Annotated in this window: 6 protein-coding genes; 1 reads left to right on the top strand and 5 read right to left on the bottom strand. The window is 62.7% G+C overall.

Going from position 1 to position 18494, the window contains the following annotated elements:
- Nucleotides 1-45: 45 nt before the first annotated feature.
- Genes VJR68_RS06435 through VJR68_RS06450 form a run of 4 tightly spaced genes read right to left on the bottom strand, consistent with a single transcriptional unit; the run spans nt 46 to nt 17141 of the window.
- Entirely contained in the window at nt 46-681 is a 636-nt protein-coding gene (locus tag VJR68_RS06435; protein ID WP_324146842.1) for a LysR substrate-binding domain-containing protein, read from the bottom strand.
- Nucleotides 623-2476 carry a hypothetical protein gene (locus VJR68_RS06440; RefSeq protein ID WP_324146843.1) on the bottom strand — a complete coding sequence of 618 codons (1854 nt, stop codon included), beginning with the start codon at nt 2474-2476 and terminating at the stop codon, nt 623-625. The genes VJR68_RS06435 and VJR68_RS06440 overlap by 59 nt, the downstream gene beginning before the upstream one ends.
- A 55-nt stretch (nt 2477-2531) precedes the next feature.
- Nucleotides 2532-15323: an autotransporter-associated beta strand repeat-containing protein gene (locus VJR68_RS06445; RefSeq protein ID WP_324146844.1), complete on the bottom strand. Its 12792-nt coding sequence runs from the start codon at nt 15321-15323 to the stop codon at nt 2532-2534.
- 42 nt (nt 15324-15365) lie between these two features.
- Nucleotides 15366-17141, bottom strand: coding sequence for a ShlB/FhaC/HecB family hemolysin secretion/activation protein (locus tag VJR68_RS06450; protein WP_324146845.1), 1776 nt, complete (start codon nt 17139-17141; stop codon nt 15366-15368).
- A 48-nt stretch (nt 17142-17189) separates the two neighbouring features.
- On the opposite strand from VJR68_RS06450, the gene VJR68_RS06455 reads away from it, so the two are divergent.
- A complete protein-coding gene (locus tag VJR68_RS06455; RefSeq protein WP_324146846.1) occupies nt 17190-17393 on the top strand; it encodes a hypothetical protein in 204 nt (67 codons plus the stop codon).
- Nucleotides 17394-17771: 378 nt separating this feature from the next.
- On the opposite strand, the gene VJR68_RS06460 is transcribed toward VJR68_RS06455, so the two are convergent.
- Nucleotides 17772-18422 (bottom strand): response regulator transcription factor, encoded by a 651-nt coding sequence (locus VJR68_RS06460; protein WP_324146847.1) that lies wholly within the window; start codon nt 18420-18422, stop codon nt 17772-17774.
- Nucleotides 18423-18494 lie beyond the last annotated feature (72 nt).

Here is an 18494-nt window from a genome sequence, read left to right on the forward strand (position 1 = left end):
GACCGGATCCAACGATTCAGCGTCGACATCCGAATCCATATCGCATCAAGCAGAAAGACTCTTGAACGCTTCCGGCAACGTACGCAACGCATGGCGCGAATGGCGATCGTTGAGTGCGCAATGCAGTACGACTTCCTGCGTCGGCAACGAAGGCAGCGATAAAGCCGGGCCTACGTCGACAGTACCGCTCGGCGCCGTGCCCCGTGCCATCACTGCAATCGCCAAGCCTGCAGCAGCCGCGGCACCGACGACCGTGGCACCTTTGCCGATAAACACTTCCGTCCATGCGATACCTGCTTCATCCAGCGCCCGCACGGCCGCGGCGCGGATACCGCACGCATCGCCTTGCGTGGACAGCGGTAACGGCTGGCCAGGGCGAAGCGTCCAGTTCGGCGCACCGATCCAGGCGAAGTTTTCGGTGAAGATGGTTTCGCCCTGCTGGCGGCGGTTGTCGGCCTGCAAGATCAATGCGGCGTCCAGCATGCCCTCTTCATACGCATGCATGGAAAAGCAGCCAACGGCTGGATTGGCGCAGCGTACGGCAGATCGTAGGCTGGGATGAAATCCCAGCATCGGAAACCGCAACAAGGCCGGGGCTTCATCCGACACGGCTCCGGAAAGCCTATACCAGGGCTTGAAGCCGCTCTCCAAATAGCTCCGGCTGTCCACGATAAAACGCATTGACAGCCGCCTCCTCCATCAATCCACGCCGCAACGACAATCGCAGCGCATCGTCCTTGACCAGACGCACGGCGGCTTTCACATAGTCGTCGACGGATTTGGCGACCAGCCAATCCGGCAAACCGACGCGCGCGAACAAGGCTTCATCGATATGCTCCAGCACTTCCGGTCCGGTCTTGCACACACCCACCATGCCCAGCGCCGTGACATCCACGATGCCATTGGTATTGCCGAACGGAAACGGATTCAGATACAGGTCGCAGCTGTTGAGCAGTTCCATATAAGCCGGATACGGCATGATCGGGTGCACGAACGCATCAGCCAGATAGCGTTGGATGAAATCGCGCGCTTCCAGATACACCAGCCCGCGCGTCGCCCCCATAAAGAAATGGAACTCCACCGGCCGTCCCGCTTCGCGACGGATACGTGCAAGTGCTTCCACAAAACCGGGATTCAATTTCATCGTCGTGGCAGCAATGGCGATGCGGATTGCTTCGGGATGTTCCCGCAACTTCGGCTGATACGTGCCGGTTTGCGCCGATGGCACGAAAGGCATGGCGGCCTTGGGTAACGCCAGCAGTTTTTCGCTGAAACAGGCCGGATCGCCCACCCAATCCTCCGGCAGCACGAAGTAATCGATCACCGGCGACATCGACGTGGCCGGATGTCCATACGAAACCACCTGCACCGGCGCCAGGCGCAGATTGGTCAGGTAGATGCTGTGCGGAAACATGCCGAACGCCGGGTAGTAGACGATATCCGGCCGTAGCTCCTGCGCTTTCGCACGCACGAAGGAAACGGTTTCGCCTTTCACTTCGATGTATTCGTCAAACACGGCCTTGCCCAACTCGTCCACCTGGCCGGCATGGCCGATGCCGACCACGCGGAAACGCGCGCGCGCCGCCTTGATCGATGCCGAATGCGTGCGATAGATGGAATGCGCACCGGAGAACCATTCCAGTATCACCAGCATCAGCGGCTTTTCGCCGGGCGCACGCACGCGTGCCGGGCCTTCCACATCCTTGAAGCCCTGCTCTACCAGCTTCTTGCGCACCAGGCGATTGATCGGCGCCTTGATCGCGTGCCGCTTCGGCGTGTCGGCGTAGCTGCAATGCATGTAGACGTCGTGCAGCACGCCGATCGGCAATACGTTGAGGTCTTCGATCTCGTCCAGCTTGGATGGCAGCCATTGCAGCAATACCTCGCGCTTGTCGTGCGCGGCGGCCGTTCCCAGAAAACGGGGTGACAGCAGCGCGCAGGCAAGCGCTGCGGCAAGATGGCGGTCGCTCCGCCACAAGGCTTCCATGTTCATGGGAATCTCGGAGTTCGGCGTATACAGCAGGCAGAACTTGGCGAGATCGCGATTGTTGACTTCCACCGCCCTGGCATCCGCGCCCTTGATGTTAAGCGCGCGCAGGATGTGGTCGGCATTCCTGAAAGAACTCGCGGCGAACAGCGTGGCGATCCAGCGATGGAAATACAGCAGCTGCCGATAGCCATCGAAGGAAAGACTGAAAGCCGGATCACTGAACAGTGCAGAGAGTGCCGAGCAGATCCGGTTGATGATGTGCGGGTCCTGATCCGTGCCCATCATGCTGGCAGTGGGTTGCGCATGAAACCCTACGTCGAGTCCGCCGTAGTTGCGATCGAGCATGGCCAGCAAGGCGAGGAACTCGCGCGCCGCGGCTTCGTGCTTGCGTGCGTAGCAGATGGATTCGAAACGTCCCAGCGAAAAAACCGGTTCCGCAGGAGACGAGGGGGTTTCACTTGTCACAGGCTCTGCTTGGATGTTCATACGTGGATTCTCCCCGTCTTCGCTCAGCTTGCGCGCATCTCAATCCTGCGCTGCATCAACCACCTGGCCGTCCCGACACCATTTGCCGGCATCCATCCACCGGCAACGCATTCACATAACCCGGCACGCGAATCGCTCCCTGCACGCAATACAACGCTTCGCTCGGCAACTGTCCGCTCTGCGCCACCTGGTTCAAGGTAGGCGATACCTCGCTCTGCGTCACCGCGATCCACGGCGGCGGCATCAGGCCGATCATGTGCTGTCCCGTGCGTAGCGCACCGCGCCATTTGTCTACATCAAATGGAACAGGCGGTGGCTGCGCCGGCTCCACGCGCGGCACAATCAACACATAATCCCCAGCCGTCGGTCCGGCCAATACCAGCGTGCCAGGCGTGCCACCCTGCATGATCGTCAGCGTCTCGCCAGGCAGCACGCCCGATAGCGTGGCCTGCGAAATGTTCAACGTGCCGTCGCTATTCAAGCTCACATTCGACGCCACCACCGGCCGGCGCGTGATGGTGCCCGGGGCGCTGACATAGGTGATGGCGTAGTCGCCCAGGCGGCCGCCCATGCTGCTGCTCAACCCCACGCCATGGCTGTCGACCACCAGCAGCGAGCCGTCAGCGCCCAATGCGTTCGAATTGTTGTACGCCTGGAACAGGTTCGTGAGGCTGTCGTTCCCGACGAGACCGGTGACGTTGGTCACGGCTGCGTTGCTTGTCGTCGTCCCGTCGTACATCTTGGTATCGGTCGATGCCGTCACGGTGACATTCGCCGGTGTGATCGTGCCCATGGCGTTCACGTAGGACACGATGTAGTCCGTGATGTAGCCGCCGTTGATCGACGCGTTGCTCAAGGTGGTCGCCGCCGACAGCGTCGAGCCGTCCGCACCCTGCGCATGGCTTGAGTTGTACACCTCAGTCACGGTCCCGTTCAGGCTGTCCGTGCCGCGGAAACCTGTCACCGTCGCCGTCACGTTCGACGACACGCTACCGTCGTAGACCTTGGAGCCGGTGTTCGACGTCACCGTCAAGGCTGCCGGCGTGATCGTGCCCGCCGTGTTGACATAGCTGATCGCATAGTCGCCGAGCAGACTGCCGTGGTTGCCGCTCAAGCCCGCGCCAGTGCCATTGACTACCAGCAGCGAGCCGTCCGTGCCCTGCACGTGTGAACTGTTGTACGACTGGAATACACCGGTCAGGTTGTCGCCCGATAGCAATCCCGTGATGTTGGTCACTGCCGCATTGCTGGTGGTCGTGCCGTCGTACACCTTGGTGTCCGTCGACGCCGTCACCGTCACCGCCTTTGGCGTGATCGTGCCGTCGCTACCGGAGAGTGTGTTGCTGCTCAGGTAATAGTCGCCGGCATCCGCGCCGCCCAAGGCGATGTTGTTGACGGTATAGCCAAGGTTGTTGCCCGCGTGTGTGGTATTGAATGCACCATCAGCACCGACGGTAACGGTGTCGCCCGTCAGCTCGCCCTGAAGGCCCACTGCCAAGCCGGTTATGGTTGTCGTGCCGTCGTACACCTTCGACACGCCATTGACCAGCGGCGTGAGCGCAGCCCGGCTCACCATCTGATTACCGACATAGACCGCTTGCAGGAAGTCGTTGCCCACGATGCTGGTGTTCGAGCCCGTCAGCCCGTAGTTCCCCGCGGCCAGGAAGTCCGCACCGCTTTGCACCGCCCCCGTAGGCGTCACGGTGAACGTGACGCTGCCGCCGACATTGTCGTCATACGTGAACGTGTTGCCGTTGTGGCTGGTTTGCGTGAGCGTATGAATAACGTTGCCGCTATCCATGTACTGCGCGCTGGTGATGGCGTAGCCCGGCGTGGTGCCGTAGGTGTTGTTCATGTTCTGAATGTGCACCAGCAGCTGTTGCGCAGGCACGATCTGGTAGTTTCCGTTGACGTAGGTGATGTTGTAGTTGCTGGAGGTATATCCCGATGCCACCAGCACACCGTTATACGTGCCGGCCGCCTCGTCGACGCCGACTCCCGTGCGAGTGATCGAGAGCGTGCCGCCCAGCATGCTGGCGTTGTCGCCGCCGATGAAGCCCGTGAAGCTCACGCCGTTGTACCCGGCCGTGTCGCTCTGCGTGACGATCTTGGCGTCGTTGTTAGCCGTCACCACGAGACTGGCAGCGCTGATCACGGCACTGGCCGAAGCTGGCGTGGCGAGGGTGTAGTCGCTTGCCAATCCCGCCACCTCGTTGCCCGCTCCAACGCCGCTGCCGTTGCCGCTGGCCGCACCGGTGAAGCCGACCAGGCTGCCCGTGCCGCTGGCCACCACATTGCGCGTGCCGGCATTCGGGTTATCGAAGGCCAGGGAGAAGCCGGTAACGCCCGTGGCGGCATCGTTGCCCACGAAGCCAGAGGAAGGCGCCAGCGTCACCGTGGAGGTTGTGCTGGTCGTGCCGTCGTAGGTCTTGCCCACGGCGTTGATGACTGGCATCAACACCTTCGGCGTGATGGTGCCCGTCGTGTTGACGTAACGGATCGCGTAGTCGCCCAGCAGGCTGCCGTGACTGCCGCTCACGCCCGCCGCACTGCCATTGACCACCAACTGCGAGCCATTGGTGCCCAGCACGTGGGCGTTGTTGTACGTCTGAGACAGGCCGGTCAGGCTGTCGCCGGAAAGAAGGCCGGTGATGTTGGTCACCGCCGCACTGCTTGCGATGGTGCCATCGTAGGTCTTGGTATCCGTCGACGCTGTCACCGTCACCGCCTTCGGCGTGATCGTGCCGGACGTGGTGGCGTAACTGATCGTGTAGTCGCTCAACAAGCTGCTGTGGTTGCCGCTCACGCCCACGCCGCTGCCATCGACCACCAGCAGCGAGCCATTGGTACCCAGCACGTGCGAATTGTTGTACGACTGGAACAGGCCGGTCAGGCTGTCGCCCGCCAGAACGCCGGTGACGTTGGTGACTGCCGCAGTGCTCGTCGTCGTGCCGTCATACACCTTGGTGTCCGTCGACGCCGTCACTGTCACTGCCTTCGGCGTGATCGTGCCGCCACCGTTGGGATTGCTGATGAGGGGGCTCGCCATGGAAACGTTCCAGGATTTGCCGCTGAAGCTCGCATTCAAGCTCAGCGTTCCCGCCTGTACGGTCACGATCAGGTTGTTGCCCGCGTGACTGGTGTTGAACACTGCACCGGTGATGTTGAGGCTGCTGGTGTTGATCGCCACGGACGTGCAACCGCCTGCCCCGCCGATGGAACCCAGTACGCTCGACGAACCGATGTTCAATACGCTTAAGGCGTTGTTGGTGCCGTCGTAGGTTTTGTTGGCCGTAAAGACGCCTGATAGATTGGGCTGCGTGCGCACATCGAAATTGCGCGTGCCTGCCGTCACGTTGGTGACATTGCCGAGGTTGGCGTTGTAAGCAAGGTAATCGGTGGCGCCCGTGGCGCCGACTATCGCGGCACTCAGCTGCGCAACGTTGTCGTTGCCGGTGTAAGCGGTGAACGTGCCCGCATTGGGCAGAATGATCTGGGCGCCGTTGGTGGTGAGCACGTCACCGGCCGTATCCGTGCCGGAGGGAAGTCCGGACGCGCCCTGGGCACCGGCCACCAGCGTGACGTTGCCGCCGCTGGAAAGATTGGCGCTCAAGGTGAGATTGCCGGTGGTGTTCGCTGTCACCGAACCATTGGCTTTCACGCCCGCCAGGGTGACGTTGCCGCTGCCGGAGATATTCGTGAGGCCGGCGGTGATGTTGGCCGCGGCGAAGGTGGTGCCGTTAGCCATTACGACCTGGGCTGTTCCGCTGCCGACATTCAACGAGCCGCTGATGTTCACCGCGCCGTTGTTGACGGTCGTCGTGCCCGTGTAGTTGCTTGCACCCGACAACGTCACCGTGCCGGCACCGGTCTGGGTGAGATTGCCCGAACCGCTGATGTTGTTCGCAAGATTAGGCGAGCCGGTCACGTTGATAACCGCCGTGCTGCCTGTATTGAGCGCGATGGCACTGTTCGCGCTCACGCTTAAATTGGCACCCGTCAGTGTGCTGGTACCGTTGTTGAAGGCAAGCGTACTCGCGTTACCACCCGCGCCGCCTGCCGCGCCTCGCGACGAACTGCCACCCATGCTGCCGGCGCCACCGGCAACACCGACCGCTCCGCCGGCGCCGCCAGCTGTTTGAGAACTGGATCCACCTGCCCCGCCCGCTCCGCCGGTTGTTCCTGCCGTTCCCGACAAACCGTTGGCGCCAACATAGCCGTATTGGCCACCACCATGACCGCCACCGCCGCCGCCACTGCCAGTCACCGCTGTAATCGCGCCGGTCGTCACCAGGTTCTGGCCGTTGACCGACACGTTACCGCCCGCACCACCCGCACCACCGTATCCGCCGGGGGCACTGCCAGCGTGGTAACTCGAACCACTGCTTCCACCGCCGCCACCACCGCCGCCCGTACCACCCGTGAGCGCGATGCCGCCTGCGCCTGCGTTGACACCGCCCGCCACGACGACGGCGCCACCGGCACCGCCAGCACCACCACCGCTGCCGGAGGTCGGGTTGACCAGGCCGGTTACACCGCCCCTGCCGCCACCGCCGCCGCCGCCGGCGCCACCCGTCAGTGCGACACCTCCCGTCGTCGCGTTGATCGTTCCGTACACAAGCACCGCACCACCCGCGCCGCCCGCGCCACCGACAATATTGGCGGTAGTCGTCTGGCTGGGTTGTGTTCCACCCACACCGCCTGCGCCACCCGTGAGCGTCACGTTGGCTGCGGTAATGGCGACGCCCGCACTCTCGATCACCGAACCGCCCGCGCCGCCTGCGGCACCACCGGTTGCGCCATTGGTACCGGCACCTTCGGTCGCCGTGACATTGCCGCCGAGGTTGATCGACCGGTCGATGGTGAAATTGCCAGCGACGTTCGAGGTGAAGTTGCCGGTACCGGTAATGCCGGCGGTATTCGCCGCCACGGTGCTGAGATTGAGTGCAGCGTCCGAACGATTGATCAGAAGGTTGCTGTTGTCGGTCACTACACCTGTACCCAAGCTGCCGCTGGTGCCGTTGTTGCCGACCTGTAGCGTGCCTGCCGTGATGGTGGTGGTGCCGCTATAAATGTTGTTGCCAGTCAAGATGGTCGTACCCGACCCCACCTGAGTCAGGTTGCCCGTGCCGCCGATCACGGCGCCGACCGTAGTGCTTCCGCTGAGATCGAACGTGAGATTGGCGTTGTCAGTGATGGTGTTGGCTGTACCGAGACTGCCAGCTGTGCCGCCGTTGCCGACCTGCAAGGTGCCGGCACTGATCGTGGTATTGCCGCTGTAGCTGTTGTTGGCGGCGAGCACGGTGGTGCCCACGCCGGCCTGGGTCAGGTTGCCCGTGCCGCTGATCGAACCGGCAACCGTCGTGGTGCCGCTGACGTTGAACGTGAGATTGCTGCTGTCGATGACGTTACCGGTGCCCAGACTGCCGGAGGCGCCGCCATTGCCGATCTGCAGCGTGCCATTGGTGATATTGGTGGTGCCGGTATACGTGTTGTTGGCGGTGAGTATCGTCGTGCTGGGATCGCACTGCGCGAAGCCGCATTGCACGATCGTCAGGTTGCCGCTGCCGCTGAGCAATCCGGCTTGCGTCACCGTCAAACCTGGCGCGACAGTGATGGTGGCATTGCCGGTCAATGCCGTCGTGGTGCTTCCCAGGGTGGTGGTGTAGTACGTGGTCGTGGTGCCGTCGTTCAAACTCCACAGATAACCGCCACCCAAGGTGATGTTGGTGTTGGTCGAGGTCAGCTCGCCACCCACCGCGGCCGTGGCGTTGGCGACCACCAGGCCGTTGATTTGCAGCGTCGGCGTGCCCGTGTAGGAGGTGTTCTGGGTATTGAAGACCGGGAACGGCGTGAACGACGTGTTGGGATTCGTTTTCGTAACGATCACATCGAACGTATTGCCAGCCAGGTTGGTGCCGGTGGGTATGTTGAATGTCGCGGCGGTACCGGCGACTTCGTCCGCCAGCGCGGCATAGGTGCCGGTGAAGCCGGCCACGTTCGTCAGGTTCTGTGTGGTGCCCAGATACACGTTTTCCAACGTGCCATTACCGGTGATGGCGTTGGCAATCGTTGTGTTGTCCGACCGGTTGAAGGTCAGGTTGGCCCCATCAGCGACATTGCCCGTACCCAGACTGCCCGTGGTGCCGCCATTGCCGATCTGCAGCGTACCCGCGGTGATGATGGTCGTGCCGCTATAAGCGTTGTTGGCCGCAAGAATGGTCGTACCCGTGCCCTTCTGGATCAGGTTGCCGGTGCCACCGATGGACGCATTGACGAGGGTCGTGCCGCTGGTATTGAACGCCAGGTTGCCGTTGTCGGTGACGGTAGTGGCCGTACCCAGGCTGCCCGCGGTGCCGCCGTTGCCCACTTGCAGCGTGCCCGCGTTGATCGTGGTGCTGCCGCTGTAGCTATTGTTGGCCGCGAGCACGGTGGTGCCCGTGCCCGCTTGCGTCAGGTTGCCGGTACCGCTGATCGAGCCGTTGACTGTGGTCGTACCGGTGGTGTTGAACGTCAGGTTGGCGTTGTCGGTGACGTTACCCGTGCCCAGGCTGCCCGCGGTGCCGCCGTTGCCCACCTGCAGCGTGCCGCTGCTGATCGTCGTCGTGCCGGTGTAGGTGTTGTTGGCCGCGAGGATGGTGGTACCCGTGCCCACCTGGGACAGGTTGCCCGTGCCGCTGATGACACCGGGGGCCGTGGAAGTGCCGCTGAGATTGAAGATCAGGTTCGCGTTGTCGACGACAGCGCCCGTGCCGAGACTTCCAGTGGTGCCGCCGTTGCCAACCTGCAGCGTGCCATTGCTGATCCGCGTGGTGCCGCTGTAATTGTTGTTACTGGCCAGCACCATGGTGCCGGGACCGGTCAGGTTCATGCCGCTGTTTGCGGCACCCGGCGCATTGATCAATGTTCCGCTGACCAGTAGCTGATTGCCGCTTGCGATATTGAAGTTCGTGCCGCCCGACTGATCCAGGGTGACGCCCAGCGCCGAGATCGTCGAGTTCGCGGTAACCGTGACGTTCTGGGTGAGATACCAGGCGCCGTAGGTCGCAGCGCTTCCCGTCACCGGCCCTGGGTTCGCGAGCGTTCCTCCATTGAGCGTCAACCGTCCCAGCGTGTCGGTGGTGCTGTTGCTGCTGGTGGTCAGTACCGAGCCGCTGTTGAGAATGATCGTTGCGCTCTGTGCCGTACCAACCAATCCATTGTTGTTGGCACCGGCCATGAGCGTGCCACCGTTGTTGACAGTGATGGTCGTGCCATTGCCAAGTGCGCCGTATCCCGTGTTGCCGCCATCGCCGATCAGCGTGCCGGCGTTGACCGTGATGCTGCCGCTGAAGTTGTTGTTGGTGGAGGTGTTGCCGCCGCCAATATCCACTGCGCCGATGCCGTTCTGCGTCAGCGTACCGTTTCCGCTGAGGCATCCAAAAATGGTCGAATTGCCCGACGAGTTGAATACGAGGTTGGCCGTGTCGGTGACATTGCCCGTGCCCAGGCTGCCGGTACTGCCGCCATTGCCCACCTGCAGCGTGCCCGCGCTGATATTGGTGGTGCCGCTGTAGTTGTTGTTGGCCGCAAGGATGGTTGTGCCCGTGCCCACCTGCGACAGATTGCCCGTGCCGCTGATCGCGCCCCCGACCGTGGTGGTGCTGCTGAGGTTATAGGTGAGATTGCCGTTATTGACGATGTTGCCGGCACCGAGGCTGCCCGTCGTGCCGCCGCTGCCGACCTGCAGCGTACCGTTGCTGACCGTGGTGGTGCCGGTGTAGGTGTTGTTGGCGGTGAAGATGACCGTGCTCGCATTGCACTGCGATACGCCGCACGACTGTTGAATCGTCAGGTTGCCGCTGCCGCTGAGCGCGCCGCTCTGCGTCACTGTCAAACCCGGCGCCACGGTGATGTTCGAATTGCCGCTCAGCACATAGCTGTTGGCGTCCGTCAGCGTGTTGAAGCCGGTGGTCGTGGTGCCGTCGAACAGGCTCCACAGATAGCCGCCGCCCAGCGTGATATTGGTGTTGTACGAGGTCAGCGTGCCGCCGACGGCCATGCTGCCGTTGCTCACCACCAAACCGTTGATTTCCAGAATGGGCGTGCCCGTGTAGCTGTTATTGAAGACCTTGTACGGCGTGAACGAGCTGTTGGGATTGCTCGCCGTAATGATGGTGTTGAAGGTGTTGGCGGACAGGTCCGTCCCGTTGGGCAGGCTGATGCCGGCAACAGCAGCGTTGACCTCGTTCGTGCTCACGGCATAGGTGCCGGTGAAGCCGGTGACATTGGTCAGCGTCTGCGTCGTTCCCAGAAACACGTTTTGCAGCGTGCCGCTTCCGGTAAGCGGGTTGGCGATGGTCGTACTGCGTGACAGGTTGTAGGCCAGCGTGCCGTTGTCGGCGATGGCGCCCGCACCCAGGCTGCCGGCGCTGCCGCCGTTGCCTACCTGCAGCGTGCCTGCTGTGATGGTGGTGGTACCGCTGTAGGTGTTGTTGGCGGCAAGGATGGTGGTGCCGGTACCTGCCTGCGTCAGGTTGCCGGTGCCGGTGATGGTCGCGCTCACCGTCGTGTTGCCGCTGAGGTTGTACGTCAGCGTGCCGTTGTCGGTGATGGTGGTCGCTGTGCCCAGGCTGCCATTGCTGCCGCCATTGCCCACTTGCAGCGTGCCCGCTGCGATCGTCGTGTTGCCACTGTAGGTATTGTTGCCGGCCAGGATGGCGGTGCCGGTGCCTTGCTGGATCAGGTTGCCGACGCCGACGATGGAACCGTTGACCGTGGTCGTGCCGCTGGTATTGAAGGCCAGCGTGGAATTGGCGTAGCCCAGATACACATTGGTGGCGCCCAGGCTGCCCGACGCGCCGCCATTACCGATCTGCAAGGTGCTGTAGCCGACGTAGGTGTAAGCGCTGGTGCTATAGGTGTTGTTGCCCGACAGGATCACCGTCGGCGCGGCGCACCCGATGGTGCACACCTGTCCGTAGCCGGGCCATTGAACGGTGAGCTGATTGGGGGTGCCGCTCAGCACGCCGCTTTCGGTTACGGTCAATCCAGGCGCCACGGCAATCCATGCATTACCGCTCAGCACAAAGTTGCTGCTGCTCGTCAGCGTGGTGAAGTTGGCTGTCGTGGTGCCGTTGAACAGTTGCCACAGATAACCGCCACCCAGCGTGATGTTGGTGCCGGATGAGGTCAGCGTGCCGCCGAGCGCCGCGGCGGCATTGGCCACCGTATTGCCGTCTATCTGCAGCGTGGGCGTGCCGATGTAGGCCGTGCTCTGTGGATTGAAGACCGGGAACGGCGTGAACGCGGTGTTCGCGTTCGCGCTGCCGGACAGCACCACGTTCACCGTGTTCCTGGATATATTCGAATTGGTGGGCACGTTGAACGTCGCGGTCGACGCGCTGTTCTCGTCCGCCAGCACACTGTACGTTCCGGTAAAACCGCTCACGTTCGACAAGGTCTGGACGGTGCCCAGAAACGCGTTTTGCAGCTTGCCGGTGCCGCTGAGCGCGCCGGCTATCGTCGTGTTGCCCGACAGGTTGAACGTCAGGTTCGCGTTGTCGGTGATGTTGCCCGAACCCAGGCTGCCGGCCGTGCTCCCGTTGCCGACCTGCAGCGTGCCGGCGGTGATATTGGTGGCGCCGCTATACGTATTGTTGGCGGCCAGGATGGTGGTGCCGCTACCGGCCTGTGTCAGATTGCCGGTGCCCGCAATCGTCGCGTTCACCGTCGTCACGGCGTTGAGGTTGAACGTGAGGTTGGCATTGTTGGTGACGGTAGCCGCCGTGCCCAGGCTGCCCGACGCGCCGCCGTTGCCGATCTGCAGCGTGCCTGCGCTGATCGTGGTGCTGCCGGCATAGGTGTTGTTGGCCGTCAGCACGGTGGTGCCCGTGCCCACCTGGCTTACGTTGCCGCTGCCACCGATCACCGGCGTGATCGTCGTGGTGCCGGTGGTGTTGAATACCAGGTCGCCGTTGTCGTTGACCGCGCCAGAGCCAAGGTTGCCCGTTGTACTGCCGTTGCCTATTTGCAGCGTCGTGCCCGCGTTGACCGTGGTGCCGCCGCTGTACGTATTGTTGCCCGCCAGAATGACGGTGCCCGTGCCCGCCTGCGACAGGCTGCCTCCGCCTGAGATCACGTTGGCAATCGTCGTGGGGCTGCTGAGGTTGAACACCAGTGCTGCACTGTCGACCACATTGCCTGCGCCCAGGCTGCCGGCCGTGCCGCCGTTGCCTACCTGCAGCGTGCCGGCACTGATGGTGGTGATGCCAGCGTATGTGTTGTTGGCGGCGAGGATGACGGTACCCGCCCCTGCCTTCGTCAGATTGCCCGTGCCCGCAATCACCGTGTTGATCGTGGTCGTGCCGCCGAGGTTGAAGGTCAGGTTGGCGTTGTCGGTGACGGAGGCCGCCGTGCCCAGGCTGCCCGACGTGCCGCCATTGCCGATCTGCAACGTGCCCGCGCTGATCGTGGTGCTGCCGCTGTAGGTGTTGTTGCCGGTCAACACGGCGATGCCCGTGCCGACCTGGTTCACGTTGCCGCTGCCGCCGATCACCGGGGTGATCGTCGTGGTGCCGGTGGTGTTGAAAATCAGGTTGCCGTTGTCGGCAACCGCGCCAGCACCCAGGTTGCCCGTCGCGCCGCCGTTGCCCACCTGCAGCGTCGTGCCTGCATTGATCGTGGTGCCGCCGCTGTATGTATTGTTGGCCGCCAGAATCAGCGTGCCTGTGCCCACCTGGGTCAGACTGCCCGTGCCAGTGATCAAGGTGCTGATCGCCGCGGGCGTGCTGACGTTGAATACCAACGCCCCGTTATCGGTCACCGTGCCGGAGCCCAGCCTGCCTGCCGAACCACCGTTACCCACCTGCAGCGTGCCTGCGCTGATGGTGGTAATGCCGCTGTAGCTGTTGTTGGACGCCAGGATGGCGGTGCCCGTTCCCGCCTGGGTCAGGCTGCCCGTGCCGCTGATCAACCCGCTGACGGTCGTGGTGCCGCTGACATTGAACGTGAGGTTGGCGCTGTCGGTGACGTTGCCCGTGCCCAGGGTGCCGGTGGTGCCGCCATTGCCTACTTGCAACGTGCCGGCATTGATCGCCGTAAGGCCGCTATACGTATTGTTGGCGGCGAGTATGGTCGTGCCCGTGCCCGCTTGAGTAAGGCCACCGCTTCCCGAGATCACACCGGAAACCAGCGCGGTGCCCGTCACGTTGAACACCAGACCGCCGGCGACGTTGTACGCGCCCGTCAACGACACATTGCCGGCCTGGAAGATCAGCGTGCCCGTCGTTCCCGTGACAGCAACACCAGCCTGATCGGTAATGTTGTTCTTGGCCACCAGTTGGATGGAGGTGGCATTCAATTGCGCCGACAGATCGGCCATGCCGATGGTGATGTTGGAAGTGACGTCGGTCGCGCACGACACGTCCGTCCAGTTCACCGGGGTCGGGTTGGAACTGCCGTTGCCGATCACGATGTTGTAGGGATCGAGCAACAAGGTGCCTTGCACACCATGCGGTGCGCGCGTGGTGACGTTGCCGCGAAAATGCACGGCGCCTTCGCTGGAAGTTTCCACCCAGCCGCCATTGCCGCCGAGCATGCCGCCGCGCCCCAGGATGGCGCCGTCGAAATCGGTTTCCTCATCCGACCACAACACCACCGTGCCGCCGTTGCCGTTGTGGGTGGCCGACGCGTCGATGGTGCTGCCGGCATCCACTGTCGTGGTCAATGCGCGCGTCAGCGGGCCTTCACCATGCGCACCGCCACCGACCAAGGCAATGCCGCCGCCAGCGTTGCCGCTCACATTGATCGCACTGGCCTGCAGATTGACGTGGGGGCCGGTGATGGTGACGGCGCCGCCCTGCTCGCCTGCGTTGGCGCCTGATGCATCAACGGTGGCGCTGGCCAACGACACCGTACCGCTGTCGCCTTGCGAAGCATCGCCGCCGTCAATCACCACCTTGCCGTTCTTGCTGCCGATCGAGCGAGCATCAAGGACGCCACTCAGGTTCATCACGTTCGACTGCAACATGCCGACGCCACGTGCCGTCAGCAGTACTTGTCCGCCGTCGGCTTCGATCAAGCCCTGGTTCTGGATCAATGCGCCAAGCGTCGCCGCATTCACGTTGACGGTCATGGCGCCGGCATTGTCCAGGTTCAGCGTAACGCTATCGCCCGACGCCAGCGCCACCGTACCTTGCGTTGCATGGATGGTGCCGCTGTTGATCACCCGGTTGCCGGCCAGCACCACGAAGCCACCGTTCACGGCATGCAGCTGGCCTTGGTTGATCACCTGCCCCGATGCGCTGCCTGCGTTGCGGCTGAATGTGTAACTACCGCCACCCTGCATGAAGGCCGATACGTTGATGGGCAGCGTGCTCGCAAACAGACTGCCCACGCTGACTTGCGCGCTCTTGCCGAACAGCACGCCGTTCGGATTGATCAAAAACACCTGACCATTCGCGCGCAGGTTGCCGTAGATCTGCGACGGGTTGTTGCCCAGCACGCTGTTCAATGCGACTGAGTGGCTGGACGGCTGATTGAACACCACCGTGTTGCCGGTGCCAATGTTGAAGCTGTTCCAGTTGATTGCCAGACGCTGCGTGTTCTGCTGCACCGTCATCGTGTTGCCGGCGGTGCCGATATGTCCCTGCCCACCGACGATGCTGCCGCCCGTCGGCAATGTCTGTGCATGCAGGGCGCCGCCCATCAACATCGCCAGCGCCATGCCCAGCGGTCGCATGGCAGGCAGGTGACGCGATGCTGCACCCGTCGCGCCAACCTTCGTGCGGCTGTGCGCGATCTCGGGCGCGGCAACGAGGCAGCCCAGGCTCTGGTTGAACACGTGACGATAAAGCTTGGCGTTCATAACGATTCCCCCGACGCATTCGAGCGTCGAACGTTGCAACGCTTAGAAAAAGATCTGTGCCTGAAACCACAGCCAGCTGCGGTGATCGTGAGTGGCCGTATCGCGATCGCCGCCGGGATCGCGCAGCGCATACATCAGCTTGAGGTCGTAACGATTCCGATGCAGCAGATCCGCACCAATGCCGGTGCTGCCCAGATGACGTTGCCGCGCGCCTTCATAACCCGACCACGGCGTGTGGTTGACCTTCAGCCAGCCGTTGTCGCGAAACAGCGAGAGCGTCATGTTGTCGCCACCCAGCGCGGCCAAGGCGAACGAGTCGCGCAACTCCAGCGTGGCGATCGCACCTTCGTCACCCACCGCTTCGCCCACCGGATAACCGCGCAGGCCGGCCGGGCCGCCCAGCGTGAACTTCTCCACCGAATCGAGATTGCGGTTGCTCCACTGGCCTTGCAAAGCGCCATACACACTCACGCGTTGCGCGTCGTGCGCCAGATACGCCACGGTCTGATCGCGCGCGACGGTGAAATCCAGCTTGGTGTAGTGCCCCACCGCATTCACCGTATCGACCGGACGTGGTCCACTGCCGTAGGCGATCAACCCGCGCGTGAGCGATGCGCCGTATAGCGTCTGCCCGCCGCCCCACACGGTGTCGATGGCGTCGCCATTCGCGCTGAGCACCACGGTGGTGTCGCGCGTGTGGAAGGTTTGCTGCAGCACACTGTCGGACAGCCATTTGACGCCGTAACTGGCGCGCACCCATAAATGCTTGTAGGGCGACAGCAGAACGGGGTAGGCGACGTAGGTGTTGAACTCGTTGCCGCCACCGTAAGCATCAGTGACGTCGAACGGTGCACCGAGGCGATACAGCAGATGCGTATAGTTGGCCCCGACACGCCAGCCGTCATGGCCGATCGGCAAGCTGTAATCGAGCACGCCATTCAAGGCGCCGCGGCCGCGCGTGCCACCCAAGCCCCAGCGATCGGACAAAGCCACGTCCGCCGTCAACAGATCACCGATACCCAGCGGATTGTTCCAGCGCAGATCGCCGGTTTCGCGGATGCGTCCCGTGTATTCGTTGCCGTAGTCATCGACGCCCAGCACACCGGTAATGCTCGGCCCAGGCACGGCATCCAAGGTGACGTCGCTGGTGCCAACCGTCGAACCAGGCGACAGCGTGCCCGAAGCGCTCACCACACCCGGCAGGCTCGATATCAATCCCACCGCGCGGTCGGCGCGTGCACGCGTCAACGTGGCATCGGTGCAACCGCTGCTTTGCCCGCACAGCGCCTCATCGCCATAGCGCTGCACGCGCGCCGGATCGTAGCCGCCCGAACGGCCGACGTGGACCTGATCGAGCTTGCCTTCCAGCACCTGGATGGTGATCACGCCGCCTTCCACGGTCTGCCGTGGAACATAAGCGACGGCGACGAAATAACCGTGCTGGCGGTAGTAATGCGTAACGGTATCGGCCAGGTCGTTAAGCTGCGCCAGCGTCGCCGGCCTGCCTTCGATCTGTGCGATCTCCGGCATGGCCCTGCGCAGGGTGGCGTCGTCGATATGCGCATTGCCGGAGAAGCGGATCGCCTTGACTTCCACGGTCGCGGCCGAAGCCTGCGACGGCATGGCAGGCGCCGCAGGCGGCGCTACGCCCTGGTTTTTGCCTGGTGCCGGTGGCGGTAAGGCCGGAGCGGTTTGCTGCAATAGCTGGCCGGCATTCGGGCGCGAGGTCTGTGCCCACAGCGGCACCGCGCTCATCAGAGCCAAAGCCAACGCGGTCAGCTTGACGGGTGCTCGCCGCCGATGGGCAATGGTAGCCATTTGCCGCTTCGCTCCAACGATCATGCTCAATGCCCCCTGTGGGTGACTATGCGCAAGGCTATCCAGCCTTTTTTTGCATCGACATCAGAACTCTCCTACCCGCGCAAAAAAACAGGCCGACCTGCGTTCGACCGCGGTGAAGAAATACAGGCGCGGGAGGACGCCCAGGCTCCTGCCTCGCTCGGCAGAGAAAACCCGGTTCCCAAGCAGGTGGTGGTGCTAGGCGCGAACCTTCAGACGGAACACATGTAAGCGTCGATGTCGATCATCGAGCCCAAGTGCGTGGATGAATGCCGTGGCGGTGAATGATGGGAAAGATGTTTTGCGCGCGGTGCGCCAGGACGGGACAGCGGTAGTTCGACTGCCAGTAGTCATACGTGAAATCCCTCGTTTCACGGTTTAAGGGAACGTCCCTCAGGTGCTGTTCGTCCTACCAGCACTACTCCCTTTCTGCCGCTTCTTCCGCTTTACATCTGAAACGTCCATGGCCTGTGAGGCCATAACAACTGGAACGCGATAGAAGCGTGATCGGTGCGTAAACTCTAGCTCAATCGTTCGTTATGGTGGCGTGAACGTTTTGCCAACCCCGGTGGGAAAACCCCACCCCCAAGCAATGCCGGCACGACGCAGTCACATGCCATGCGTGCGCATGTATTCGAACAACTGGCTATCGCTGTCGATGCAAAGCTTGCGCATGGCATCGTGCTTCTGCTGGCTGATGGTCTTGATGCTGCGGGCGGTGGCCTTGGCGATTTCCGTCACCGTCATGCCGCGCGCCAGCATGCGCATGATCTCGGCCTCGCGCGCGGACAGCGTGGAACCACCCGATTCTTCGATGCGTTGCGCACCGCTTTCAGCCGCACCGTCCGCCAACCGCTTGCGCAGCGATTCGCTGACGTAACTGCGCCCGTTGCGCACCATCTGGATCGCCAATACCAACTCCCTGGTCATGGCGGTTTTTTCAACCACGGCGTTGGCGCCGGCAGCGAGCATGCCTTTTATCAAGGCAGGGTTATGCGACATGGTGAGTATGACAATGGCCAGCCGCGGATAGCGTTCGTGCAACTGGGTGATCATGCCCATGCCATCCGTCGATTTGCCATCCACCGGCATGGAAAAATCCGTAAGCACCAGATCGCAGGATTGCCTGGCCAGTAATGCCAACAGCGCAGCGCCACTATGCGCCTCGCCCACCAGTTGGCAATCGACGCACTGGCTTTGCAGCAGCATGCGCACGCCCACCAGGATGATGGGATGATCATCAGCGATGACAACGCGCATAACCCCTCCCCCGCGAGAGCGATCAAGTGCAGGTGGCTCCCTGCCACTCGCCCTTGACCGGTAGGTACGCCG

This window comes from Dyella sp. (assembly GCF_035277725.1).
Classification (GTDB): Bacteria; Pseudomonadota; Gammaproteobacteria; order Xanthomonadales; family Rhodanobacteraceae; genus Dyella_B.

Bases quoted from the DNA above. Each gene is read 5' to 3' on its own strand.
- VJR68_RS06460 (WP_324146847.1), bottom strand. From the start codon at position 18,422: ATGCGCGTTGTCATCGCTGATGATCATCCCATCATCCTGGTGGGCGTG.
- VJR68_RS06440 (WP_324146843.1), bottom strand. From the start codon at position 2,476: ATGAACATCCAAGCAGAGCCTGTGACAAGTGAAACCCCCTCGTCTCCT.
- VJR68_RS06455 (WP_324146846.1), top strand. From the start codon at position 17,190: ATGCGCAAGGCTATCCAGCCTTTTTTTGCATCGACATCAGAACTCTCC.
- VJR68_RS06445 (WP_324146844.1), bottom strand. From the start codon at position 15,323: ATGAACGCCAAGCTTTATCGTCACGTGTTCAACCAGAGCCTGGGCTGC.
- VJR68_RS06450 (WP_324146845.1), bottom strand. From the start codon at position 17,141: ATGGCTACCATTGCCCATCGGCGGCGAGCACCCGTCAAGCTGACCGCG.
- VJR68_RS06435 (WP_324146842.1), bottom strand. From the start codon at position 681: ATGCGTTTTATCGTGGACAGCCGGAGCTATTTGGAGAGCGGCTTCAAG.